The organism is Haemophilus parainfluenzae, assembly GCF_900450995.1.
Lineage (GTDB): Bacteria > Pseudomonadota > Gammaproteobacteria > Enterobacterales > Pasteurellaceae > Haemophilus_D > Haemophilus_D parainfluenzae_O.
Window position 1 is genome coordinate 473,025 of the sequence record NZ_UGHY01000002.1, and the last position, 25,186, is coordinate 498,210.

Annotated in this window: 24 protein-coding genes and 3 pseudogenes; 3 read left to right on the forward strand and 24 right to left on the reverse strand. The window is 37.8% G+C overall.

Annotated features, from left to right (window positions below; genetic code table 11):
* Positions 1–57: 57 nt before the first annotated feature.
* The 8 genes and pseudogenes from mraY to DX522_RS02305 all read right to left on the reverse strand — a co-directional run bounded on the left by mraY (position 58) and on the right by DX522_RS02305 (position 9,446).
* Positions 58–1,140, reverse strand: coding sequence for a phospho-N-acetylmuramoyl-pentapeptide-transferase (gene mraY / locus DX522_RS02270; protein WP_005696533.1), 1,083 nt, complete (start codon positions 1,138–1,140; stop codon positions 58–60).
* Positions 1,134–2,503: pseudogene (murF, locus tag DX522_RS02275) on the reverse strand (UDP-N-acetylmuramoyl-tripeptide--D-alanyl-D-alanine ligase). The gene mraY and the pseudogene murF overlap by 7 nt, the downstream one beginning before the upstream one ends.
* Positions 2,504–2,512: 9 nt before the next feature.
* Positions 2,513–3,982, reverse strand: coding sequence for a UDP-N-acetylmuramoyl-L-alanyl-D-glutamate--2,6-diaminopimelate ligase (gene murE, locus DX522_RS02280; protein WP_115179678.1), 1,470 nt, complete (start codon positions 3,980–3,982; stop codon positions 2,513–2,515).
* Positions 3,983–3,996: 14 nt separating this feature from the next.
* The gene (locus DX522_RS02285) at positions 3,997–5,817 is read right to left on the reverse strand and encodes a penicillin-binding transpeptidase domain-containing protein (protein ID WP_115179679.1); all 1,821 of its coding nucleotides are present in this window, start codon (positions 5,815–5,817) and stop codon (positions 3,997–3,999) included.
* Between the two features lie 14 nt (positions 5,818–5,831).
* Positions 5,832–6,152, reverse strand: a complete 321-nt coding sequence (gene ftsL, locus DX522_RS02290; RefSeq protein WP_115179680.1) for a cell division protein FtsL — start codon at positions 6,150–6,152, stop codon at positions 5,832–5,834.
* A 1-nt stretch (position 6,153) separates the two neighbouring features.
* Positions 6,154–7,122 carry a 16S rRNA (cytosine(1402)-N(4))-methyltransferase RsmH gene (rsmH, locus tag DX522_RS02295; protein WP_115180875.1) on the reverse strand — a complete coding sequence of 323 codons (969 nt, stop codon included), beginning with the start codon at positions 7,120–7,122 and terminating at the stop codon, positions 6,154–6,156.
* Positions 7,123–7,207: 85 nt separating this feature from the next.
* Positions 7,208–7,666: a division/cell wall cluster transcriptional repressor MraZ gene (gene mraZ, locus DX522_RS02300; RefSeq protein WP_070714066.1), complete on the reverse strand. Its 459-nt coding sequence runs from the start codon at positions 7,664–7,666 to the stop codon at positions 7,208–7,210.
* Between the two features lie 205 nt (positions 7,667–7,871).
* On the reverse strand, positions 7,872–9,446 hold the full coding sequence (locus DX522_RS02305) for a carbon starvation protein A (protein WP_115179681.1): 1,575 nt from the start codon (positions 9,444–9,446) through the stop codon (positions 7,872–7,874).
* Positions 9,447–9,648: 202 nt separating this feature from the next.
* On the opposite strand from DX522_RS02305, the gene DX522_RS02310 reads away from it, so the two are divergent.
* Positions 9,649–9,882 (forward strand): zinc ribbon domain-containing protein, encoded by a 234-nt coding sequence (locus DX522_RS02310; RefSeq protein WP_115179682.1) that lies wholly within the window; start codon positions 9,649–9,651, stop codon positions 9,880–9,882.
* Between the two features lie 43 nt (positions 9,883–9,925).
* Here DX522_RS02310 and DX522_RS02315 read toward each other — a convergent pair whose 3' ends face one another.
* From DX522_RS02315 to DX522_RS02335, 5 genes and pseudogenes are all read right to left on the reverse strand, one after another.
* On the reverse strand, positions 9,926–11,977 hold the full coding sequence (locus DX522_RS02315; protein WP_115179683.1) for an AAA family ATPase: 2,052 nt from the start codon (positions 11,975–11,977) through the stop codon (positions 9,926–9,928).
* Positions 11,978–12,052: 75 nt separating this feature from the next.
* Positions 12,053–13,024, reverse strand: coding sequence for a restriction endonuclease (locus tag DX522_RS02320; RefSeq protein ID WP_115179684.1), 972 nt, complete (start codon positions 13,022–13,024; stop codon positions 12,053–12,055).
* Positions 13,025–13,094: 70 nt separating this feature from the next.
* Positions 13,095–13,856 carry a PP2C family protein-serine/threonine phosphatase gene (locus DX522_RS02325; protein ID WP_115179685.1) on the reverse strand — a complete coding sequence of 254 codons (762 nt, stop codon included), beginning with the start codon at positions 13,854–13,856 and terminating at the stop codon, positions 13,095–13,097.
* Positions 13,856–14,700 (reverse strand): annotated as a pseudogene (locus DX522_RS02330) (SIR2 family NAD-dependent protein deacylase). Before DX522_RS02330 ends, DX522_RS02325 begins: the two are co-directional and overlap by 1 nt.
* A complete protein-coding gene (locus tag DX522_RS02335; RefSeq protein WP_115179686.1) occupies positions 14,697–14,897 on the reverse strand; it encodes a DNA translocase FtsK in 201 nt (66 codons plus the stop codon). Before DX522_RS02335 ends, DX522_RS02330 begins: the two are co-directional and overlap by 4 nt.
* A 218-nt stretch (positions 14,898–15,115) precedes the next feature.
* Between DX522_RS02335 and rhuM the strand changes: the two genes are divergently transcribed.
* On the forward strand, positions 15,116–16,114 hold the full coding sequence (rhuM, locus tag DX522_RS02340) for a RhuM family protein (protein ID WP_115179687.1): 999 nt from the start codon (positions 15,116–15,118) through the stop codon (positions 16,112–16,114).
* Positions 16,115–16,168: 54 nt separating this feature from the next.
* Here the strand turns inward: rhuM and DX522_RS02345 are convergent, their stop codons facing one another.
* The 10 genes from DX522_RS02345 to lpcA all read right to left on the reverse strand — a co-directional run bounded on the left by DX522_RS02345 (position 16,169) and on the right by lpcA (position 23,772).
* Positions 16,169–16,885, reverse strand: coding sequence for a hypothetical protein (locus DX522_RS02345; protein ID WP_115179688.1), 717 nt, complete (start codon positions 16,883–16,885; stop codon positions 16,169–16,171).
* Between the two features lie 10 nt (positions 16,886–16,895).
* Positions 16,896–17,393, reverse strand: coding sequence for an opioid growth factor receptor-related protein (locus DX522_RS02350; protein WP_115179689.1), 498 nt, complete (start codon positions 17,391–17,393; stop codon positions 16,896–16,898).
* 112 nt (positions 17,394–17,505) lie between these two features.
* Positions 17,506–18,216 carry an SIR2 family NAD-dependent protein deacylase gene (locus DX522_RS02355; RefSeq protein ID WP_115179690.1) on the reverse strand — a complete coding sequence of 237 codons (711 nt, stop codon included), beginning with the start codon at positions 18,214–18,216 and terminating at the stop codon, positions 17,506–17,508.
* Positions 18,217–18,219: 3 nt separating this feature from the next.
* A complete protein-coding gene (locus DX522_RS02360) occupies positions 18,220–19,110 on the reverse strand; it encodes a 5' nucleotidase, NT5C type (RefSeq protein ID WP_115179691.1) in 891 nt (296 codons plus the stop codon).
* A gap of 58 nt (positions 19,111–19,168) precedes the next feature.
* The gene (locus tag DX522_RS02365) at positions 19,169–20,119 is read right to left on the reverse strand and encodes a helix-turn-helix transcriptional regulator (protein WP_115180876.1); all 951 of its coding nucleotides are present in this window, start codon (positions 20,117–20,119) and stop codon (positions 19,169–19,171) included.
* A 92-nt stretch (positions 20,120–20,211) separates the two neighbouring features.
* Entirely contained in the window at positions 20,212–20,895 is a 684-nt protein-coding gene (gene artM / locus DX522_RS02370; protein ID WP_115179692.1) for an arginine ABC transporter permease ArtM, read from the reverse strand.
* On the reverse strand, positions 20,895–21,566 hold the full coding sequence (artQ, locus tag DX522_RS02375; RefSeq protein ID WP_115179693.1) for an arginine ABC transporter permease ArtQ: 672 nt from the start codon (positions 21,564–21,566) through the stop codon (positions 20,895–20,897). The genes artM and artQ overlap by 1 nt, the downstream gene beginning before the upstream one ends.
* A 3-nt stretch (positions 21,567–21,569) precedes the next feature.
* Positions 21,570–22,289 carry a lysine/arginine/ornithine ABC transporter substrate-binding protein gene (locus DX522_RS02380; protein WP_115179694.1) on the reverse strand — a complete coding sequence of 240 codons (720 nt, stop codon included), beginning with the start codon at positions 22,287–22,289 and terminating at the stop codon, positions 21,570–21,572.
* Positions 22,290–22,300: 11 nt separating this feature from the next.
* Entirely contained in the window at positions 22,301–23,038 is a 738-nt protein-coding gene (gene artP / locus DX522_RS02385) for an arginine ABC transporter ATP-binding protein ArtP (RefSeq protein WP_005696556.1), read from the reverse strand.
* 149 nt (positions 23,039–23,187) lie between these two features.
* Positions 23,188–23,772, reverse strand: coding sequence for a D-sedoheptulose 7-phosphate isomerase (lpcA, locus tag DX522_RS02390; RefSeq protein WP_115179695.1), 585 nt, complete (start codon positions 23,770–23,772; stop codon positions 23,188–23,190).
* Between the two features lie 199 nt (positions 23,773–23,971).
* Here lpcA and DX522_RS02395 point away from each other — a divergent pair.
* Positions 23,972–24,781: pseudogene (locus DX522_RS02395) on the forward strand (DNA ligase).
* Between the two features lie 54 nt (positions 24,782–24,835).
* Here the strand turns inward: DX522_RS02395 and trxA are convergent.
* Positions 24,836–25,159, reverse strand: coding sequence for a thioredoxin TrxA (trxA, locus tag DX522_RS02400; protein ID WP_049364449.1), 324 nt, complete (start codon positions 25,157–25,159; stop codon positions 24,836–24,838).
* Positions 25,160–25,186: the final 27 nt, after the last annotated feature.

Genomic DNA, 25,186 nt, shown 5'->3' on the forward strand with positions numbered 1-25,186 from the left:
TTTTCTTCTCTCGTATTCTGGGATCACGCAGGGTGCAACAAGTGCACCCTACAAAAATTATCTTAGTTTGAGCGTTACAAGCCCCATCAACACCAACATCAAGGATATAATCCAAAACCGAATAATCACTCTTGGTTCTGGCCAACCTTTTAATTCAAAGTGGTGATGAATCGGCGCCATTCTAAAAATACGTTGTTTTCTTAATTTGTAAGAACCCACTTGCAAAATCACAGACAAGGCTTCAACAACAAATACACCGCCCATAATTACTAATAGGAATTCTTGACGAACAAGGATGGCAACAACACCAAGTGCACCACCAAGTGCTAGAGACCCCACATCGCCCATAAAAACCTGAGCTGGATAAGTGTTAAACCATAAGAACCCTAAGCCTGCCCCTACGATTGCAGTACAGAACACCACGACTTCAGAACTATATTTGATGTAAGGAATATGTAAGTATTCTGCAAAATTAACGTTACCGGTCGCCCATGCAATTAAAGCAAATGCACCTGCGACTAAAGCTGTTGGCATGATCGCAAGACCATCTAAACCGTCGGTTAAGTTTACCGCATTGCCTGTGCCCACAATCACAAAGTAAGACAACACAATATAGAATAGGCCTAATTGCGGCATGATATCTTTGAAGAATGGAATCACTAAACGAGTTGCATCTGTATCATGACCTAACCAATACAACCAAATGATCGCCACTAATGCGACTACTGACATCCAGAAATATTTCCAACGCGCAATTAAACCATCGGTATTTTTACGCGTGATTTTACGGAAATCATCCACAAAGCCAATCGCGCCATAACCAAACAATACAAATAAGCAAATCCAAACGTAAGGATTCGTTAAGTTAGCCCATAATAACGTACTGACACCAATGGAGAATAAAATCATCACACCGCCCATAGTTGGCGTACCTTTTTTCGCAAAGTGACTTTCAGGACCATCATTACGCACTTCTTGCCCAAATTTTAAAATTTGAAGGCGTTTGATCACTTTCGGACCAATCCATAAAGAAATGAAAAGTGCGGTCAATAATGCCAAAATCGCACGTACGGTAATATAGGAAATGGCATTGAATGCCGTTTCATAGCGAACTAAGTATTCAGCAAGCCAAACTAACATAAGCTATCCTTTAATGAATAAATCGTCTCTTCCATTTTCATTGAGCGAGAGCCTTTCGCTAATACGACGACTTTTTGGTTTTCTTGTAATTTCTGTTTAATAATATCTAACGCATAAGCTGTCAATTCAGCTTTATCTGTAAAATGTTTTCCCAAAACAGCTTCAGAAATGACCGCACTTTCTGTTCCGTAAGAAAGCACTAAATCTAATTTAGCTTGTTTGACGTGCTCACCCACTTGTTGATGGCATTTTAGGCTATCCTCACCTAATTCTTTCATATCGCCCACAAGTAGAATACGGAAAGCATCATAACCTTTTAAAACATCAATCGCAGCTTGTAAAGAATCAACATTCGCATTGTAAGTATCATCTAATAAAAGTAGATATTCATTCACTTGAATCGGGAATAATCTCCCTTTTACTTGAGAACGATGTTCAAGACCGGCTTTAACATCAGCAAGACTCGCGCCCACATTCATAGCAAGTGCGGTCGCTGCCAAAGCATTTTTTACATTATGCTCACCTAAATAAGGCAAATTAATTTGAATGCGACCTTTTGGTGAAACTAACGAAAACGTCGAGCCATTAGGTGAATGTTTTACATTTTCAGCTTTGTAATCGCCACCATTAAAATATTGAATAGCATGGGAGCTAATTTCTTTTTGCCATAATTCAATATAATTATGTTCGCTGTTAATAATCGCCACGCCATTTTGAGTTAAACCGCGGTAAATTTCACCTTTCGCACGTGCTACACCTTCAATGGAACCAAAACCCTCTAAATGTGCAGCGGCCACGTTATTCACTAATGCAGCTTCTGGCTGTGCAAGATGCGTTGTGTAATCAATTTCACCTAGATGATTGGCACCTAACTCAATAACTGCAAATTTATGCTGCTCAGTTAAGCGTAATAACGTTAATGGTACACCAATGTCGTTGTTGAAATTACCATTAGTGAATAAAACTGCTTCTGGATTGCCCGATGTTTGTTGCAGAATGGATGCTGTCATCTCTTTCACCGTCGTTTTACCCGATGAACCAGTCATCGCCACGGTTCGAGGATTAATTTTTTCACGCAACCATTTTGCTAATTGACCAAGGGCTAAACGTGTATCTGCAACAACTACTTGTGGTGTTGCAATTTCGGCATTGGGGTGTTGTACAACTAAGGCTGTCGCACCTTGCTCAACGGCTTGGTCTAAGTATTGATGTGCATCAAAATGCTCACCTTTTAATGCAAAGAAAAGCGAGTTGGGCAAAGCTTTACGTGTATCAGTATTAATATTTTCAACAACAACTTGCCCATCCCAATAAGACTAGCATTGAAAATTTGGGCAAGCTGCTGAGTTGTTAGTTTAATCATTCTATTTTTTTATTTTTTTGTTAAATAGGCTTCCGCCACTTCTTGGTCTGAAAAATGAAGTGTTTTATCTCCAATAATCTGATAGTTTTCATGGCCTTTTCCTGCAATCACGATCACATCATCTTCAATTGCATTCTCAATAGTAAATTTGATGGCTTCTTCACGATCCGGAATTACACCAACATCTTCCATTCTACTAAAACCAGTAAGAATATCTGCTTCAATTTTATTTGGATCTTCTGTGCGCGGATTATCTTGAGTTACGATCACTAAATCAGCAAATTGCTCTGCAGCTTTTGCCATCAGTGGACGTTTACCCGCATCACGATCACCACCACAACCAAAGATACACCAAAGTTTACCTTTACAATGTTGACGAGCAGAATTCAATGCTTTTTCTAGTGCATCTGGAGTATGTGCATAGTCAACGATAACGGTTGGTTTTCCTACTTTTTTAATTAATTCCATTCTTCCATTTACTCCTTTTAGCTGTGAAACAGTACGGATAAGATCATCGAAAGAATAACCTAAAGCCAATAAAACAGCCGTGGCTAACAACAGATTACTCACGTTAAAAGCGCCAATTAATGGGCTATGTAATGTGCCATTCCCCCAACTTGATACAAACTCAATGACTGCTCCTTCATGAGTAAAACGAATTTGAGTAGCATAAAGCCATTGTTGAGATGTTGGATGGAAATTGGGGTGACAGCTGACTGCGATACCATTTGGTAATTCATTTAACCATGCGGCCCCAATTGGATCGTCAGCATTAAGAATTTGTAACTCAGGTGCCAAATCAACGAAAAAGCGTTTTTTAGCTTCAGCATACTTTTCCATTGTTTCATGATAATCCAAATGATCACGACTCAAATTGGTAAAAATAGCGGCTTTAAATTTAAGGGCTTCAACACGGTGTTGAACTAAACCATGTGAAGACACTTCGATAGAAGCAAAATCAGCCCCTTTCTCTACAAAATCAGCGAGGTTTTCTTGAACTTCAACGGCTGAACCTGTGGTATTTTTTGCTTCCTTAACTTGACCTAATAAACCATTACCAATCGTGCCCATAACCGCTGCTTTATGACCTAACAGCGTAGCCCATTGAGCTAATAATTGAGAAACGGTGGTTTTACCATTTGTTCCAGTCACACCAACTAAAGTCAATTTTTCGGAAGGATTATCATAAAATTGACCTGCCAATGCTGAAAGATGAGCTGATAAATGATAGAAGTGAATCACTGGCACATTATTTTGCCATTCGATGTTTAAATGCTCGTTTTCTAAATCTGTTTCTAAAACGACCGCACTTGCACCAGAAGAAATAGCCTGAGGAACAAATTGACTCGCATCAAAACGATGTCCTTTTACTGCCACAAATAGATCTCCTTGAGTCACTTTGCGGCTATCTAACACCATCGCCTTCACATTAATGTCTGAAAGCACCAGAAGATCAAAAAGTGCGGTCAATTTTTTCATTGTTTTGCCTTTTCTTAATTCATTTTTTCAAATTTTTGATCGCTTAAGCGAACAGTACGTCTTGCTGTTTTTTCTGTTGGTTCTGCATCTGGCGCTATACCGTTAGCACGTAAGGTATAACCCATAATGCTCGAGAATACTGGTGCAGATACCGCACCACCATAGTACTGCCCTGCTTTCGGATCATTAATCAAAATAACTAATGCATAACGTGGATCGCTAATTGGTGCAATACCTGCTGTAAATGCCACATATTTATTAACATAGTGACCATTTTCAATTTTACGTGCTGTACCTGTTTTCACACCAACACGATAACCTTCAACCATTGCACGTTTATTTTTGATCGCGACTTTTTCTAACATGCCCACTACATCTTTCGTGATTTTTTCAGAGAAGACTCGCTGACCAATAACTGGCGGATCAACTTTAGTGATAGAAAGCGGACGATAAATCCCGAAGCTACCTAAAGTTGCATAAGCGCGTGCAATTTGTAATGGTGTTGAAGTAATACCATAACCATAAGCTACCGTTGCACGTTCGATATCGGCCCAACGTTTACGGTTTGCATTTAATACACCGCGTTGTTCACCAATTAAACCTAACTCGGTATCTTTACCTAAACCTGCATTTTGGTAAGTTTCCATTAAGGCAGAAGGTGGCATACGTAACGCAAGACGACTCACACCACGGTTACTGGAATTAATTAAAATTTCATCTAATGTTTGTTGTGGACGAGGTGCTACGTCAACAATTTCTTTACCACTTACAGTAAATGAACCTGTATTAATCACTTCATCACGTCTCACCGCGCCACGTTGAAGTGCGGTCAACACAACGAAAGGTTTTACGGTTGAACCTGGTTCAAAGGTATCGGTAATCGCACGGTTACGTTTTAATTCATCTTTAACATTAGCCAAGTTATTTGGGTTGTAAGAAGGCGCCGTTGCCATTGCTAATACTTCACCTGTACGCACATCTACCAATACCGCAGTACCTGACTCTGCATTGTTCTCTGTTACCGCTTTTTTAATTTCTCGATACACCATTGATTGTAACTTTTCATCAATACTTAAGGTAACATCTTGTGCATCATATTTTTTCTCATCAGCAATATGTTCAACCACGTTACCGCGTTTATCTTTACGCACAACGCGAGCACCGTCTTTCCCCACTAACATTGGGTTGAAACTTGCCTCAACCCCTTCAATCCCTTTACCATCAATGTTAGTAAAACCGACTAATTGAGCCGCTTCTTCTACACGCGGATAAAATCGACGTGGTTCAGTCTCTAATGAAATGCCTTTAATTTTGAGTTCACGGATATAATTTGCCTTGCTCGCCTCTACTTGACGCGCTAAATACAAGAAACCTGATTTTGCATTTTTCTCAATTTTTTTCTCCAACTCAGCTGGTGTCATATTTAATTCGTTAGCAAGGGCTTTAATACGTTCTTTGTCATCTAATGCATTTTCTTTTAGCATTAAACGCGGTTCAGCCACGATCGCACTCATCGGCACACTCACCGACAACAATTGGCCATTACGATCTAAAATTGAACCACGAACAGAAAGGACGTCATCTTTACGTAATGAACGTTTGTCCGCTTCACCAGAAAGGATTTCAGAATTAACAGATTGCACATAAGCAGCACGAGCCACTAATGCGCCTAAGCCTAAGAAAATAAAACTTGTCGCGATGAGATAACGAGCACGAAGGAAACATTTCTCAAACACCATTTTCGGTTTGTTCGGTTTTACTGACACAGGTTGAGCCAATTTTCTAATTGTTTTCTTTGGCTTTGCTGGTTTCTTAGAGGAATTAAATCTAACCATTTTATTTAAAATCCCTATTCAAAAATAACCACTTCTTGTTCACTTTGAACACGTTGCATTTTTAATGTACCAATTGCAATGGATTCAACTCTTGTATTATCACTTTCGGTTGCTTCTTGTAATTGCAAATTGCGATATTCGTTTTCAAGGGCTTGATGTTGTAATACTAACTGCCCATTTTCAGAAATCAAGCCTCGTGTTTGATGGGTCATCCAAATCGTGCCCATTGCAGAAACTAAAATTAATAAAAGTAGGACGACAATTAATTTATTAGAAGAAAAAATATCTTCAACGAGAATATGTTGTAAAGGATAACGTTCGCTATTTTCTAACATCTTATTTTACCCTTTCCGCTATACGTAATACCGCGCTTCTTGAACGTGGATTCGCTGAAATTTCTGCCTCACTTGGCTGAATCGCCTTACCAATGATTTTTAATTTTTGATTACGTTGGATTTGATCTTCTCGCAATGGTAAACCTCTCGGGATATCCTCACCTTTACTATGTTTACGCATGAAATGTTTTACCATTCTGTCCTCAAGTGAATGGAAACTGATAATCGATAAACGCCCTTCTGGTGCCAACATATCTAATGCAGAATTTAATACACTTTCTAATTCATCTAATTCAGCATTAATATAAATTCGAATGGCTTGAAAACTACGCGTCGCTGGATGCTTATATTTATCTTTAAACGGCACAGCTTGAGCAATTAATTCAGCGAGCTGAGAAGTACGGCTTAAACATTCTGTGCCATTTTTGACTGCACTTTTATTGAATTCTACGATAGCAGTAGCAATTCGTTTTGCAAAACGCTCTTCGCCGAAGGTTTTTAACACCCAAGTTAAATCATCAACAGATACTTGTTTTAGCCACTCTGCTGCTGATAAACCTTGTGTGGTATCCATGCGCATATCTAACGGACCATCTTTCATAAAACTGAAACCACGATCAGCTTCATCAAGCTGCGGAGATGAAACGCCTAAATCCAGCAAAATTCCGTCAACTTTACCAACTAAATCAAGTTTTTGACAGATGTCTGGAATGTGTGAAAAGCTCGTATGTTCGATATGAAAACGAGGGTCTCGAATTTTTTCAGCTTCAGCAATCGCACGCGGATCACGATCTACCGCAATTAAACGACCATTTTCAGAAAGTTGAGAAAGAATAAGGCGAGAATGGCCGCCTCGTCCGAAGGTGCCATCAATATAAATTCCATTTTCTTTCAACGCCAAACCATTCACCGCTTCGTGAAGCAAAACCGTGATATGTTCAGGTGCAGAAAAGGAATTTTGCGTAGTCATAAGTAAAAAAGTAAACGTTAAATCAAAATCGATAAAGAGAAGATAGAGCGGCGCAAGCACCGCTTATCCTGCTAGTGCTGCTGTTCTATAATGACAGCATTTTTAATTCTTCAGAAGCACCGAATTCAGCACTTGAGCCAATTTCGATATCTTCATCAATTTGTGCGAACCATTCTGTATCGCTCCAAATTTCAAATTTGTTCAACTGCCCAACCAACATTAAGCCTTTTTCTAATTTTGCGTGTTGACGTAATGGACCACTTAATAAGATACGACCTTGTGCATCCATTTCACATTCTGTGGCATAACCAAGCATAACACGTTGTAAACGACGTTGATTTGGGTCAAAGTTGGAAAGTGAAAGTAATTTTTGTTCGATTTTTTCCCATTCATCTAAAGGATAAAGTAATAAACAAGGCTGACGAATATCAACAGTACAAACCATTTGGCCTTGGTTCTTTTCCATGATTTCAGCACGATAACGCGTAGGAATCGCTACTCGACCCTTCGCATCTAAATTTACCGCTGCTGCACCACGAAACATTTTTCTACCTTTAAACGTTTTTTTAGAAAAATTAGCAGAATTCTCCACAAAATTCCACTTTTCACCACTTTATGTAAGTTTATCGGTTGTAGCCTTAACTTGCAAGCAATTAAAACGTAAAGATTGGTAAATTTTGGTAACAAAATAAACAAAAAAACCGTTTGAGGTTTTCCTCAAACGGTTTTCAATTTTTAACTCGATTTAATTAGTTATTTACATACGCTTCTTCGTCACGATCACCTAATGGTTTAAGCTGTGTGAAGAATAAAACTAAACAAAGTACTGTTAAGCCTAAGCCGATATAAACAGATAATTGATAGTCTAAACCAAAACCGATTTTGTTGTATGCAAGGTAAGTAAAACATACGGTACTGATAAATGCCGCAGGGATTGTACATATCCAGTGGAATTTATTATAGCGATATAAATACGCAGCTGCAGTCCATAACATAACCATCGCAGTAGTTTGGTTCGCCCAAGTGAAGTAACGCCATAAGATAGAGAAATCCACTTTTGATACGATATAACCAACCACGAATAATGGCACAGCAATAATTAAACGTTTAGCTAAGGTTTTTTGTTCTAAATGGAAAAATTCTGCAATAACAAGACGTGCCGCACGGAATGCTGTATCGCCTGATGTAATTGGAAGAACAACCACACCTAACACTGCAAAAATACCACCAACAAGACCTAAGAAGTGGATAGAAGAGTCATAAACCACTTTAGAAGGAGAACCTGCTTTAATCGCTGCTAATAAATCTGGTAAAGAATCATAGAAACTTAAACCAACTGCACACCATACTAACGCAATCACACCTTCACCGATCATCGCACCGTAGAAAATGAAACGTCCTTCTTTTTCGTTTTCAGTACAACGCGCCATTAACGGGCTTTGTGTTGCGTGGAAACCAGATAATGCACCACAAGATATTGTTAAGAACAAGAGTGGCCATAATGGTAAATCTGCACGGGTTTCAAAGTTTTGGAAGAATTTCTCAAAAGACATACCGTCCACAGAACGATAAAAAGAAATTGGGTCTGCTGAGCTAAGATCTGCACTGACTAAACCATATACCATACCTACAGACATAAAGAGTAATAATGCACCGAAGAATGGGTAGATACGACCGATGATTTTATCAATCGGAAGTAATGTCGCAAGAATATAGTAAATGAAAATGATACCAGTCCAAACACTGATAACAGTCGCTTTATCCATACCCCAAACGGTAATACCACCTGCTTCAGCTACTTGATGGATTTCTTCCGCATTGCTAATAGAAATGCTACCTGATGCAGCACCGAACACATCCATTGTAATCGTACCCATTAATTGAGCTGGACTTGCAACGAATACCACACCCACTAATAATAAAAGTACAACAGCTAAGATGTTAATAAATGCTTTAACTGGACGACCTAAGTATTTACCTGCAAGGTTAGGCATAGATGCACCGCCATTACGCACACTTAACATTCCACAGAAATAATCGTGTACCGCACCGGCAAAGATACAACCCACCACAATCCAAAGCATTGCAACTGGTCCGTATAACGCACCAAGAATCGGACCAAAGATTGGGCCTGTGCCTGCAATATTTAATAATTGAATTAACCAAATCTTAGTTTTAGACATTGGCATATAGTCAACGCCATCATTCATGGCATACGCTGGCGTTTGACGATTTGGATTGATCACAAAAATGCGCTCAATCACTCGACTATAAAAGAAATAACCTGCAAGCAACAACGCCACGCAGAAGAAAAACCACAACATAAAAAATACTCCTCAGGAATAAATGAATACCGAAATTTAGTCATATACTAGACTTCGTCGGCGGTATTCTAAGTGAAAATCATCAAAATCAAAATTTTAATTTTTACAATGTTTTAATTTTGTGATCCATATCACGTTTATCATTACTCTTTTTTCACTTACAATAGGGATATAAATTCAAATAATTAATAAAGGATCATCAATGGCCCTCACCCGCTGCCCTGAATGTCGTAAAAAAATCAGCGAATCTGCCCAATTTTGTCCAAATTGTGGGTTTTCTTTTAAAAAAGAACATCTTGAAATTTACAAACAAAAACTTGAACAACGACGCCAACAAAATGCCGAAATTAATCGAAAAAGCACCAAACTTCACCTTATCTGGTTCGCTATTTTCACTATCGTTATTTTGCTCGCAAGCTGGCTGACAGGAGAATAAAAAGTGCGGTCAAAAACCAATGAGTATTTTGACCGCGCTTTAATCAGAACCCAATCCGCCTTGTCGCTGCAGAAAACGCTGGTTTCACCTCACATTCACCTTGTAATGCGCTCAACCAATCTTGCACCTTTTGAAAAGGGGAAAATTGGTGACGACGAGCCACTGCAGCAAAATCTCCAGGGGTCAGTAAATTAAGCGATTCAATCTGACTTAAATCCTCTTCCGATAATGATGGCAACGCTAAAATTTCAGCCTGTTGTTTAGCAAAATCTAAACGTTGTTTCAGCGTTAAATAATCAAACTTCAATTTCAAATCAAAACGGCGTAATGCCGCAGGATCGAGCGCTTCAATCAGGTTTGTTGAAACCACCATCAATCCCTCAAAACGTTCAATTTGGGTCAGCATTTCATTCACTTGTGAACGTTCCCAACTTCGATTTACGCCCTCTCGAGAAAATAAGAACGTATCCACTTCATCTAATACTAATAATGCGTTATCGGCTTTCGCTTGTTCAAAGGCTTGAGCAATATTTTGTTCTGTCCCACCCACATAAGGATTAAGTAGATCAGAGCCTTGTCTTAGTAACAGAGGCATGTCCAACTCTTCAGCAAGCCATGCTGCCCAAGCAGTTTTTCCTGTTCCCGGCGGGCCATAGCAACAAATTCGCCCTTTTTTCGACTGTTTTAACCCTTCACTAATACGATGAATATTGTCGTTACAAGCCACATAATCCAAGTTATAGTCGGCTTTGCCTAAAACAAGCGGTTCAATTTTCGGTTTATTTTGCGATTTTAACGTTTGATTAAACATCATGAGCAAAGTCTCAGCAAAATTTGATGTATTGAGTTCCTTTGCCACCCGAATTGTGCGACTTAAAATCGCCGGCGTTAATGACCGCACTTTAGCAAAATGTTGTACATAAGCCGGACTTAATTTTCCCTCGGCTAACTGCGTAATAAGTGCTGATTTATTTTTCAACGGCAAATCCGGCATTTCTAAAATAAAATCAAAGCGGCGTAAAAAAGCAGGATCTATGCCCGAAACAGAATTAGATAACCAAATCATCGGCACGTTATTGTTTTCCAATAACTGATTTGTCCAAGCTTTATTTTTTTGTGCAACAGAACGCTCTATAAGCGAGCCGTTAAACACATCTTCAATTTCATCAAAAATTAAAAGCGCCTGCTTGCCGTTTAATAACGTTTGAGCAAGGCGGCTGTAGTTCAGGCGTTGCTCTGCCTTCACAACATCTCCGTCAGAATCCATGTAGGTAATGTTATACGCCGAAATCCCTAATGCTTGTGCAAGCAATCCGGCAAATTCGGTTTTACCGGTGCCCGGCACACCATAAATTAAAAGATTCACGCCTTTCCGATGATGTTTTAGTGCTTGTTGCAAATAAGTCAACATCATCTCTTTCATGACGGCAATATGGGCAAAATCATCCAGTTGCAGACTTGGTACTTGAGCGACTTCCGTACAAGATTTTAATAGGACGTTTTCGTTTAATGGTTGGGTCACAAATTCATCAAAATCTAAGGTTTCGCCCCAATCTAAATAATCATGCACACTATCGGGGCGATAATCGCGATCAATCAGGCCATAAGCATCGAGTTTACTGCCTTTCTTTAAGGCAGATAGAATCTGATTTTTCGGCTGTTTAAGTAAATCCGCCATGATCCCAGCCGTTCTTTGTAAATCCGATTTCGGCAAGTAGCCAAACAAATCTCGCATAGCTCCTTCACTACGTAAATGCATGGCAAAGCGGAGAAGTTCCTGTTCAACGGGATTCAACTGCAAAAATTCTGCCAACGTTGCCAAATTTTCATACGCCTGTTTCCATAACTCTGGTAAAAGTGCGGTGGATTTTTGAAGTGTTTTATACCGCTCCTTTAAAAGCCGACGAGCAACCGTGCGTAAATTTTTATCATTCTCTAATTCTTCAGGCAGCCCAAACGCACTGGCGATTTCATCACTTCGCCAGCTAGTCTCCCGAAACACTTCGGAAAAACCTTTATGCTCAAATAAAACTTTAAGCATCATATTTTCAGTATAAGAAGACACTGTCGGTGGGTTTAATTTATATTCAGACATAAAAAATACTCCTTACTAGGTTAGTAAGGAGTATTTTAGTGAGGAGTGCGACAAAATGTGTCGCTATAGATAGTTCTAAGAGCGTTTTTTAATCAACCACTGAACCAAGCCTGCACTAATGACAAGTTCAGCCATTTTATGACTATTTATTAGCTTAATTCCTTCAGTTTGATAAGCTGTAACTTGGTCTTCATTAATATTTTCTAAACCTGAATGATATACATAATACATTTCTGAATAACCGTAGTTTTTATATTCGCTTTGAAACTTAGAAACATACTCATCTAATTGTTTACGATCTGTATAAGACTTAATTTGCACAAATACTCTCTTCTCTGTTGAAGGTGAATATAAATCAAGATCTATTCCTTTCTCCGTTTTACCTAAAACAGAGTATCGCTGCCATCCTAATTTAGAAAAAACAAGATCTGTTAAAAGTTCAAAATCACTCCACCATAAACCTTTAATTAATTTTTCAACCGAGTTAATTAATGTACCATACGCCTTTTCTGCTTCTGTAATTTCCTCAATAACTTCGCCATTTATACGGCGTATTAAATAATCTTCCATCTCAACACCACAAATCGTCCCTCTATAAGCTTGGACCTTTGTTACTCTACCATCAAGGTTATCGATTGTTAGCTCTTTACCCTTTATATCTAGACAAGACCATTTTCCCCCATTACTCTTCACTTTGCGCCATCTGGTTTGATCCTCATCTAAATACACTGTGCTATCACAGAACGCCCAGTAAAGCTTTCTACCATAAAATGTAATCCAAAGCGTATTCTCATCCAACGTATAGAAATCTCTGATTTGATTAACATGTCTTGTAACCGCACCACTATCTTTGCTCCAATGTTCAATACAATATTCTCGACATTTATCCCATCTATCATTAAGGCATTCTTCATGCATATTGGTTTCTGGCTTAAATTCATAACCTAAACGAATCACATTTTCTTTCGTTATGCTTTTTTCTTCCCAACACCCGTTTGCTCCCAGCTTAATAAAACGAATATTAGTAGGTTGAATTTTTTCAAACATAGTTTTCCCTTATTTTTAGTTAAATTTCACTGAATCATATTCAATCTAGAAAAATAATTCTAGTGTATTTTTAGTCAAAAATAAAATGGCAACAAACCACCGACAAATCATCATAAAACCGTTGTTTCGTAACTAATTTACGACACACGGTCAATCGAGATTTATCATTATCATATTGTTTCCAAATTTTTTCTCTCACTTCAGCAGAAACTCCATCTGTTAATCCATCAGAACAAAGTAATAAACTTTCCCCTTTTTGAATTTCAATTTCTTGATAAAAAATTTTATCTTGAAATTCGGAATAATCCGCGACTAAACAAGAAGAAACGCCCCCATAAATCGTGGCAAAATCTTCTTCTTTTTTATCGGGAAAATCCGCCAATAATTCAGACAGAATAGAATGATCTTGGGTGATTTGGTGCCATTTTCCTTGCGCATCAATCAAATAAGCACGGCTGTCGCCCACGCTGAGAATTTTCGCTTTACGGGTTATTTGATCAATCTCAGCCGCCAAAAATGTGGTTGCTGAGCCAAAATAATCTTCGGCTAATTCTGCTGATAAACTAGATTGTAAATCGTAGATCGTTTGACGGTTTATGCTTTCCATTTGGCTTAACAATTGCATAGCCAACTTGCTCGTTTTTTCAGGTCGATTACTATTGGAAATACCGTCTGCCACGCCCACAATAAAGTGCGGTCGGTTTTCAAGGCGTTTTTCAGCCGTTTTGAGTTTATATTGAAACACCGCCTCGCCATTAAAAAGAGCATCTTGGTTGTGTCGCTTGTTGCTGCCAATTTGTTGGCAGAAGGTAATTTCGCAAAAATCTTCCATTATTCAACCGCTTGTTGAGAAGGATTTAGAAGGCGATCAATCGCTTTTAGCGCATCTAACGCTTTCATTTCTAGACTTAAAAAGTGCATTTTCAGCACGCCTGCATCTTGAGGGTTAATACGGATAAATCCACCCTTTTTTGCTTTCGCCGTACGCTCAGAAAATCGACGCACAGTTGGAATGGCTTTACCCGCCCCAGTTCGATGACGACGAGATTTTGCACTTCTTTTAACCACAAATCGAGCTTATTTCGTTTTAAATTTTGATAATTACTGCTGTAAAAATAATCGTCAAACATAAGCACATTTTGTCTTGCTAAACGCTGACAATAATGGCAACGAGGCGGCTCACTCAATAAGCGCAACTTTTCGTTATCCACCACTGGTTGAAATTCTTTTGCAGACCAACTCAAATCACGGCAATTATGAACACATTGTAAACGCTCTAATGTGCCATGCACTTCATAAATACGCCCCTCTTCAAACCCCGCTTTCTGAAAATGCCCATCCACATTGCTTGTAAAAACAAAATAACCATGCGGTTTACTTTCTGCCCAACATTTTAAAATTTGGTAGCCTTCATGTGGGCTTGTTGCACGATATTGCAACAAACGATGCCCATAAAACCAATAAGCTAACTCTTGATGGGTTTCATAAGCCAATGGTGTCGCAATATCTTGGAAATTGATATTACGGCCTTTAAACATTGGATAGGCATTCCAAAACCCGCCGACACTTCTAAAATCCGGCAAACCTGAATCCACGCTCATTCCAGCCCCAGCAGTAATTAAAATACCGTCTGCCTTGCAGATAAGTTCCACTGCATAATTTAAGTCATTTTTCATAATACTTTTCTATGTCCATTTTTCATTGGTGAAATAACGCCTGCTTCTTCTAGTTGTTCTAAAATTCTCCCTGCTCGATTAAATCCCAAACTAAATCTGCGTTGAATCCGTGAACCAGATGTAAATTTTTCTTGTTGCACAAATTTTTTTACATCCTCAAAAAGTGGATCTCTTGCCATAATTACTTTCATTGCCATTATTTGCTCCTTTTTCTTAATTAAAGGCTTTATAAATATGTAAGAAGTAAAGAATTTCTCTTTATGGAAAAATTATATGAAAGGAAGCGACAACTTGTGTCGTTTGTGAATATTGAAAGCGGTTATTTTTAGAAGGTTTTTTGCAAATAAGATGATCTGTATTGCAATATGCATATTTATCTAGTTATATATACATGTAAGTTATTAAGGAAAATAATATGAATAACCAAAACCCGATTGAAATTTACCAAGCTCAAGATGGCACAACGCAAGTGGAAGTGAGATTTGAAAATGACACCGTTTGGCTTTCCCAAGCGCAGATGGCTATGTTATTTGGTAAAGATATTCGCACCATTAATGAGCACATTACCAATATATTTGATGACGAAGAACTTGAGAAAGAATCAACTATCCGGAAATTCCGGATAGTTCGCCAAGAAGGTAAACGCCAAGTCAATCGTGAAATTGAGCATTATGATTTAGATATGATTATCTCTGTTGGCTATAGAGTAAAATCTAAACAAGGCATTAGTTTCCGCCGTTGGGCAACTGCACGTTTAAAAAAATATCTGACTCAAGGCTATACCATTAACCAAAAACGTTTACAGCAAAATGCTCACGAATTAGAACAAGCACTAGCGCTTATTCAAAAAATGGCAAATTCATCAGAATTAACGCTAGAAAGTGGTCGCGGATTAGTGGATATAGTCAGCCGTTATACGCATACCTTTTTATGGCTACAACAATATGATGAAGGTTTACTTACCGAACCACAAACACAGCAAGGCGGTACATTACCGACTTATGCTGAGGCTTGTTCTGCACTGGCAAAGTTAAAATCACAGCTGATGGCAAAAGGTGAAGCAAGTGATCTCTTTGGACGTGAACGAGATAATGGCTTATCTGCGATTCTAGGCAATTTAGATCAAAGTGTATTTGGTGAACCCGCTTATCCAAGCATTGAAGCAAAAGCGGCGCATTTACTTTATTTTGTCGTCAAGAACCATCCTTTTTCAGATGGTAATAAACGTAGTGGCGCATTTTTATTTGTAGATTTCTTACATAGAAATGGGCGTTTGTTTGATCATAACGGGCATCCAGTTATCAATGATACTGGCCTTGCCGCACTCACTTTATTAGTGGCAGAATCTGATCCAAAACAAAAAGAAACGCTTATTAGGCTTATTATGCATATGCTTAAGCAAGAGAAAAAATGATAAATAGCGACCAAAGTCGCTATTTATCTATCAACGTTAAACTTAATAAAAAAATTATTTACATAATTCTTTTACTGACTCTACTAATGCTTCCATTTTGTCGTAAGAATTAATGCCACTTGAGCCACCAAAAAATGGGCAAACACAAATTAAAGTATCATTGTACTTGCGATAGAAGATATTAAATTCTTTCAACGCTTTAGTTTCATATACGGCTTCTCCAGTAAAAAACTTAAAGAAGTTATCTTTTTCAGTGACTCCCGTACAAATAATCACTTTAGGATTACATTCATCTATAAGTTGACGATAAAAAGCACCACGATTTTCAACACACCATTCTCTATATTCATCGAATGTTTCAAATCCTGTCATCTTAATGAATTGTTCATTCCATTGAATTGATGCTCTATTTTTGAAATTGATTGGTAGCATATTTAGTTTAAAACCAATACCCTGTGGATAAAGCACATTATAAGTACTAACAAAATACTCATAGCTTTCACCACTTTTCCAATCTAAATTATAGTAGTACCACAAAAACCAACATAATTTTTGATTATATTGCGTAGTCCAACTACCATCAAAATCGTCCTCTAACCAAGAGTGCGGTATTAATTTAGGGCTTAAACTAAATTTCTTATAAAAATCATCAGGAGAAGCTTCATCACCAATCCCCCATTCTAATCCACAAAACCAAACATCTGAGTTAGGATTTCCGCCATCTCCTCCAGCGAAGGATACTGCCACTTTTTTAAAATCTTCTGTTACCATCATTTTATCCTTATTGTTTAAGTAGATTTGCCCAAATTTCCATTGTTTCTTCTTGAATTACGCCTTTTTCTTGACCTAATTTTATTGCCAGTTGCTGTAAACTTTTAGCCAACTCAGGATGACCGCAATAATTTAAACTACGAATGATGCGGGAAATCTTCTTACTTTCATGCCCGATATTACGTAGCCAAACTTTACGTTCACTCAATTCTGTTTTTGGGAATATTTTATTATCTTCACGATATAAACAGAAGTAATCCAGAATAATATCGATAGAATGTAAATATTTATTTTGAATTACTTCATCTCCAATAAAAATAGCTAGATCTTCTTCGTTAAAAACCGGTACTGAACGATTCCATTTGGAACTTTCAGTAACAGGTAAAAGCCAAGGAATATAAAAATAAGCATCGCCAATCATTCTTTTGGGCATCGCCCAAACATCTTGCAAAGATAAATTATATTGGTTTTTTCTTTGCTCTAAATAAAATTCAATTACGGGGTGCATACATTTCTCGTTAATTCATAAACAATAAAATAGCACAGCATAGCGACAATTCGTGTCGTTAAAAAATAACAACATAAAAATCGCTAGTTGTTTAAAAAGTGCGGTCAGTTTTCTATGATTTTTTAATTTTCTCCAATAACTCGGCGACCACCTTAGGAACGCCCTCACCCGCTTTTTCTTTTATTGCAATCACTTTCTTACGAACAAATCCTGTATTGGGATTAGGATCGATCAAATAGATAAGTGAACCGTATGGAGCTAGATTTACCAATCCATTAGCTGGATAAACTTGTAATGAAGTGCCAATAACAATCACAATATCTGCCTTTTTCACTAACTTTTCTGCTTTAGGAAACATTGGTACATTTTCCCCAAAAAAGACTATATGTGGACGCATTGGATGACCGTGATTATCCTTATCCTCCAATAGTTGATCACCCAAACATGGAACAATGTAATCGGTATTAAAACTGCTGCGAGCTTTATTCAATTCACCATGTAAATGGAGTACGTTAGTACTTCCCGCTCGCTCATGTAAATCATCCACATTTTGAGTGATTATATGAACTTCATAAAATTCTTCCAATTCAACCAAAGCTAAGTGTGCGGCATTAGGCTCTGCAGCTTGAGCATTACGACGTCGTTCATTATAAAACGCCAATACTTTTGCACGGTTTTTCTTTAAGGCTTCAGGCGTGCAAACTTCTTCTACTTTATGCCCTGCCCACAATCCATCTTCCGCTCTAAAAGTAGGAATACCACTTTCTGCACTAATGCCAGCACCGGTTAATACTACGCAAATTGGTTTCTTTTCCAAAGTCATTTTTCAGGCTCCTTTTTGTCCTAAAATTTCATCAACCTGTCTATCTCTCGCCATCATGCCAAAAATATTCCCTGCTTTATAAAGAGGTTGATAAGTATAGCTTTCAATATGCAAGAATGGTTTATCTGAAAGGCGTTGGAAATATTGTTTTAGCTGTGATTTTGAGCGTAATAACACATCATATTCAGTTTGAATATGAGCACACATAGCTTCAATACGCATTTTAAATTCATCTCTGAGATAAGGGCTGATAATTAAATAGACTGTTCTGTGTTCGGTTGCTGTTTCATCCGCATAAACACATGCCAAATTAAACACTTGCCATTTATAACGATCTGCAAAAGCACCAATGACTCGGCCTTGCTCCTCAGTTTCAACTTGCACTAGGGCGGCTGGCTTTTTCAAACAATCTTGCAACACATCACTTGGTGTAAAAGGTCCACAGCCTAAGTAAGATAAGACACAATTCCAATTAGCAAATTGTTCTGTACCAAAATGAACATGTTCGCCTTGAAATTTGCCAGCACCATTTTTAGTGCGATCATCAATTAAATAATCACCTTGGTTGAGATTTTTATGATGGGATAAAATCAATCGTTTGTATAAGGCTGAACCTTTTTCTTCACCGAAATAATGTTGAATCCATTTTACTTTATCACTCCAAGCGGAAGGATTATGCCAAGGCGCAGTTGAAAGCACATAAATATGATATTTTTTCATTAATTTATGCACAGCAGAAATCGCATTCGGCATGGGTTCCATTAAGCTAAAAATACCCTCGACTTCATCATATCGACCTTCATATTCTCGCTTGGTTTTATCATCTAGTTTTGCAATACCTGATGGAAAATCTACCATCACATTATCCATATCAATGTACACAATCTGTTTCATTTGAATGCCCTCTCTTCAGATAGATTTATCATAAAGCACAAAGCGACAATTTATGTCGTTATACTGTTTCTTCTAAATATACACGCTCAATTTCTTGATAATTTTCACCAAAGTGAGCTATCCACCACTCCAGCATAGCGCTCTCAATCACGGTGGCTGAAATTTCATATTCAGTGCCACAATCTTTTACGCTTTGATCAGCTGAAAGCGGGGTTTCTGTCAAAAAGCCTCCCGTTTGTTTATCAATACGGAAAGTTAAACGTATTTTTTTACCTGAACTAAAACCAAAGTTTTGGCTTTCAACATAAACTTTTAGATTAAATTTCGGGCGTTCAAATTGCATTGTACTGACATTCACTTCAAGTAAACGATGCAAGGCTAAATGTAAGATATCACCATGTTCATATTCTGCCACCACATAACTGCTAGGACCTTGCTGAACAAGGGCAAGCGGCTTAACTTGAGCCTTATGCTCCTTGCCGTGAACGCTACGATAATGCACTTGCAAAAATCGGTTTTGATACAGTGCAGTACTAATTTGCTTAAAAATTTCAGGATCAATTTTCGCTGGCAACAATGGCTGACTAGTTGGTGCAATAGCCACTTTATTGAGCCACTCTGAAGCGCCTTTTTTATGCGATTCATAAGCAAGATTGTAATCCGCTTGTTTAAAGAATCCTTCCATCGATTGCATTATATTGGCAGGTAAAATGCCAGCTAAATATTGCTTTGCCAACATCAACACTAACGATTGTTGTTCATTTAAAATTGGCATATCCAAGCCTTTCGCATCAGGCTTCCAGCGATAACTATAGGGCTTATCATTGGTATTGCAGTCAATTTCAAACTGCTCACATAACGTATTCAGTGCACGCTGAATACTGCGCAAATCGCGCTCAATACCTAATGCGAGCAATTTCTCTCGCAGCTCTAACGAGCTAATGGAAGTGTTTTTCGGTATTAAACGTAATAGTTCGAGGTAGAATTTTAGGGAAGATGATTCGGACATAATTGCCTCATAAATAAAAATATTATTTTTAATCATATAAAAAATCGGGCAATTTTTAAACTGCCCGATTTGTTTCTATTTTTGACCGCACTTTATGCTTTTGCGGTATCAATACGTTCGAATGACAACACTTTATTTTCTAACTGACGGAGTAATAAAGTGGCGATACCAGTAATGATGAGGTAAATACCGCCTGCAATACCGTAGATAGTTAACGCATCATATTCTGTGCCATAAAGTTGGCGTGCGTATCCCATGATATCCATGATCGTAATGGTAGAAGCTAATGCTGTACCTTTAAATACTAAAATAATTTCATTGGTATAAGAAGGGAGTGCGCGTTTTAACGCATAAGGAATGAGAATTTTTAAAGTCTGCAGACGACTTAAACCTAATGCTGCACAGCTTTCCCATTGACCTTTAGAGATCGCTTTTACTGCTCCGTGGAATAATTGGGTTGAATAAGCGGCACTATTCAAAGCCAAAGCTAATGCTGCACAGAACCATGCATTGGAGAATAATCCCCATAATGAGCTGTCCACCAACCATTGGAATTGGCCTGGGCCTGCATAAATTAAGAAAAATTGCACTAAAAGTGGGGTGCCTGTAAATAAAACAAGGAACAAATTGACCGTACTTTTCACCAATTTATTGCCAATAGAAAGCAAGAAAGTTAAGCCCAATGCTAGGAAAAAGGCAATAAACAATGCGACAACCGTAAGCAACAGACTAGTCGGAATACCTTGAGCAATAACAGCTAAATACTCTTGAAACATTATTCGACTCCCCGTTCAAATCGAGTGAAACGTAATTCTAATTTGCGAATCCCCGCTTGGCTGATCAACGTAATCACTAAATAAATCAAGGCTGCAATGCCATACCAAGTGAAAGGCTCATGAGTATTGGTATTGATGTATCCTGCTTGACGCATTAAATCATCGACACCAATTAATGATACCAACGCCGTATCTTTTAATAACACGAGCCATTGATTGCTTAAGCCTGGTAAAGCATGTCGCCATACTTGTGGCATAATTAAATTGATGAAGGTATAAGGACGGCTTAATCCTAAAGCTGCACCTGATTCCCACTGCCCTTTTGGAATAGCTTGAATCGCGCCACGTAAGGTTTGGGAAGCATAAGAGGCAAAAATCAAAGACAATGCAAATACACCACAACCAAAGGCGCTGAATTCAATATACTCTCCCGTTAGCATTTCCACAACTTGGGTTGAACCAAAATAAATCAATAATACGACTAAGATTTCTGGTAAACCACGTAATAAAGCAATAATAATCGCCGTTGGTTTTGCAATAAATGCATATTTATTAGCCTCTAGTCCTGTAAAAACAATGCTGAGTAATAAACCGACAATCAGAGAGCAAATAGCAAGCCCTAAGGTCATTAGGGCTGCATGTCCAATTAATGTAAGATAATCATAAAACATAGATTATTTAGTCATCCATTTATCATAGATTTTTTGGTATTCGCCATTTGCTTTTACCGCTTCTAAACCTTTATTCAAGCTTTCTAGCAATTCTTTACTTGATTTATTTACCGCGATACCTAAACCGTTACCGAAATATTTTTTGTCTGTCACTTTGTCACCTACAAATTGAATTTCAGCTTCTTTTGAAATCATATCAGCTAGCACCGCTGTATCACCGAAGATAATATCAATACGGCCATTTTTTAAGTCTAAGATCGCATCTTGAAGGCTGGCATAAGCTTTCGCATTATATTGTTTGCTTTCTGCTGCAGTATATTGTTGGAATGTTGTTCCGTTTTGAACACCAACTGTTTTTGCTGAAGCTAAATCCGCTTTGCCTTTTAACGCTACATAGCTTGCTGAACTATCATAGTAAGCATTAGAAAACGCTACTTGTTTTGCACGAGCATCCGTAATATCAATCGCAGAAATTGAAGCATCAAAACGTTTTGCTTTCAAACTTGGAATTAATGCATCAAAAGATTGGCTTTTGAAATGACAAGTCGCTTGGATTTCTTTACAAATTGCATTCGCTACATCCACATCAAAACCAATGATTTCGCCTTTTTCATTCGTTGTTTCAAATGGCGGGTAGCTCGGTTCCATCGCGAAAGTGATTTCTTGTGCATTCGCAGCAAAAGCTGAGCCCATTAACATTGCGGTTAAAAGTAATTTTTTCATGTTGTGTTTCCTTATTCTGAGTGTGAAAGATATTGTTTAAATTGTTCGGTTTTTGGATTATCAAAGCAATCTGCACTGCCCATTTCAATAATCTTACCTTGTTCCATATAAACGACCTTTGTCGCCACTTTTTGTGCCACATTCACTTCATGAGTCACAATCACCTGAGTAATACCCGTTTGCTGAAGTTCTTTAATGATATCAACAACTTGAGCTGTAATCTCTGGATCCAGTGCAGCCGTTGGCTCATCAAACAACAACACTTGCGGTTTCATCATTAATGCTCGAGCAATGGCAACACGTTGTTGCTGACCACCTGATAAATGAAGGGGGAAACGATCGGCATGCTCTTCTAAACGTAAACGTTTTAAAAGTTCTAATGCATCTTTTTTCGCTTCTTCCTCGCTAATACCTAACACTTTTTTCGGCGCTTCAATTAGGTTTTCAATCACTGTTAAATGTGGCCAAAGATTGTATTGCTGAAATACCATCCCCACATCTTGACGAAGTTGACGAATAGCCTTTGGATTATTATTCGCTTGAGACAGATCAAAATGGTTATTCGCAATATGCAATTCACCAGAGGTTGGTACTTCTAACAAATTTAGCGTACGGATTAACGTACTTTTCCCAGCACCACTTGGCCCGAGTAACACCACAGTATCACCTTCTTGTGCATCAAGATTGATATCAAACAATGCCTGTGATGAACCATAAAAGAAATTCAAATTTTTAACACTAATCGCCATTTTAAGTTTACTGCTATCCTTGATTGATTCGTAAGATTGAATAAATATTACTTTTTAGTGATTATTTATGCAAGCGTTTTTTATAAAAAATCCCAAAAAACTTTTTGGGATCTTTAAATCATTGAATTTTTAACCGCACTTGTCGCGTATTAAGCCTCTTTCGCCATTTCAAATTCAACTAACATCATTAAAATATGGATCACTTTGATGTGAATTTCTTGAATACGATCTGCATAACCAAAGTGTGGCACACGAATTTCAACATCCGCTAAACCTGCCATTTTACCGCCATCTTTACCTGTCATCGCAATCACTTTCATACCTTTTGCTTTTGCCGCTTTAATTGCATTTAAGATATTTTTAGAATTGCCTGATGTTGATAATCCGAATAAAACATCGCCTTCTTTACCGACGGCTTCAACAAAGCGAGAGAAAACATATTCATAACCAAAGTCATTACTTACACAGCTTAAATGACTTACATCAGAAATCGCAATCGCAGGATAACCAGGGCGATTTTCACGATAACGGCCGGTTAGTTCTTCTGCGAAGTGCATAGCATCACAGTGAGAACCACCATTACCGCAAGATAATACTTTCCCGCCATTTTTAAAGCTTTCGGCTAACAATTTAGCCGCTTTTTCAATGAGTTTGATGTTGTTATCATCTGAAACAAACTTATTTAGTACGTCTTGTGCTTCCACAAGCTCAGCTTTAATTTGATCAAAATACATTTTATTCTCCTTAAAAATTAAAATTCGCGATAGCGTTGGCATTGTATAGCGTTCATTTCAAATAATCTAGCGCTCTTTCTTATCTCTCTATTTTCCAGCTTACTTCTCATTATTTTGCGATACTAATCACAAATTCAATTAAAAACACTTTAAAAAATGACCGCACTTTTTAAACTCAAACAATTTAAAAGGAGAGATGATGCTAGTAGTTTATTTATTACTTTGTATGTTATTCAGTCAAATAACTTGGGCGAACGATAGTGATTTAATGCTATTAGATACCTATGAAAATCAAGATATCTAGGGTTGGGTGATGTCTGAAAAATTAGATGGAGTACGAGGTTATTGGGATGGCAAAACGTTATTAAGTCGTCAAGGATTGCCCTTATCTGCTCCAGCATACTTTACGGCTCAATTTCCGCCTTTTGCCATTGATGGTGAGCTATTTAGTCAACGCAATCAATTTGAAGAAATTGCTTCTATTACGAAATCCTTTAAAGGTGATAATTGGGCAAAATTAACACTTTATGTTTTCGATGTGCCTAATGCATCAGGCAACCTTTTTGAACGTCTCAAAACCTTAGAAGATTATTTGAAAGACCACCCTATGTCTTATATCAAGATTATTCCACAAATTCCAATCCAAGATAAAACGCACTTATTCAACTATTTACATGAAGTAGAAGCAAAAAAAGGTGAAGGGGTTGTGTTACGTAATCCTAACGCCCCTTACGAACGGAAACGCAGTACACAAATTTTGAAGCTTAAAACCGCTTATGATGAAGAATGTATGGTGGTTGAGCATCATAAAGGAAAAGGACAATTTGAAAATATACTCGGTTCACTCACCTGTGAAAATCATCGTGGAAAATTCAAAATCGGTTCAGGATTTAATCTGAGTGAGCGCAAGAATCCACCACCTATTGGCACCACAATCACCTATAAATATCGAGGATTAACTAATTCTGGAAAACCTCGTTTTGCCACTTATTGGAGAGATAAAAAATAAGAACGGTCAAAAACATCGCTGTTTTTGACCGCTCTTTTATGTTTAATAACTCAATTATAGATGTTGATTAATAAACGCCGCTAATTGATTTTTTGGTAACGCACCAACTTGTGTTGCAACAAGTTGGCCATTTTTGAAAAGTAGTAAAGTTGGGATACTACGTACACCAAATTGACCTGCCACTAATTGGTTGTCATCTACGTTGATTTTAACGATTTTTGCTTTACCTGCGAATTCAGGTGCAATTTCATCTAAAATTGGCGCAATCATTTTGCAAGGGCCACACCAAGGTGCCCAAAAATCCACTAATACAGGGATATCAGATTGCACAACCGCAGTTTCGAAATCTGCATCAGTAATATGTAATACTTCGCTCATTTTTATTTCCTTATCTAATAAGATGTT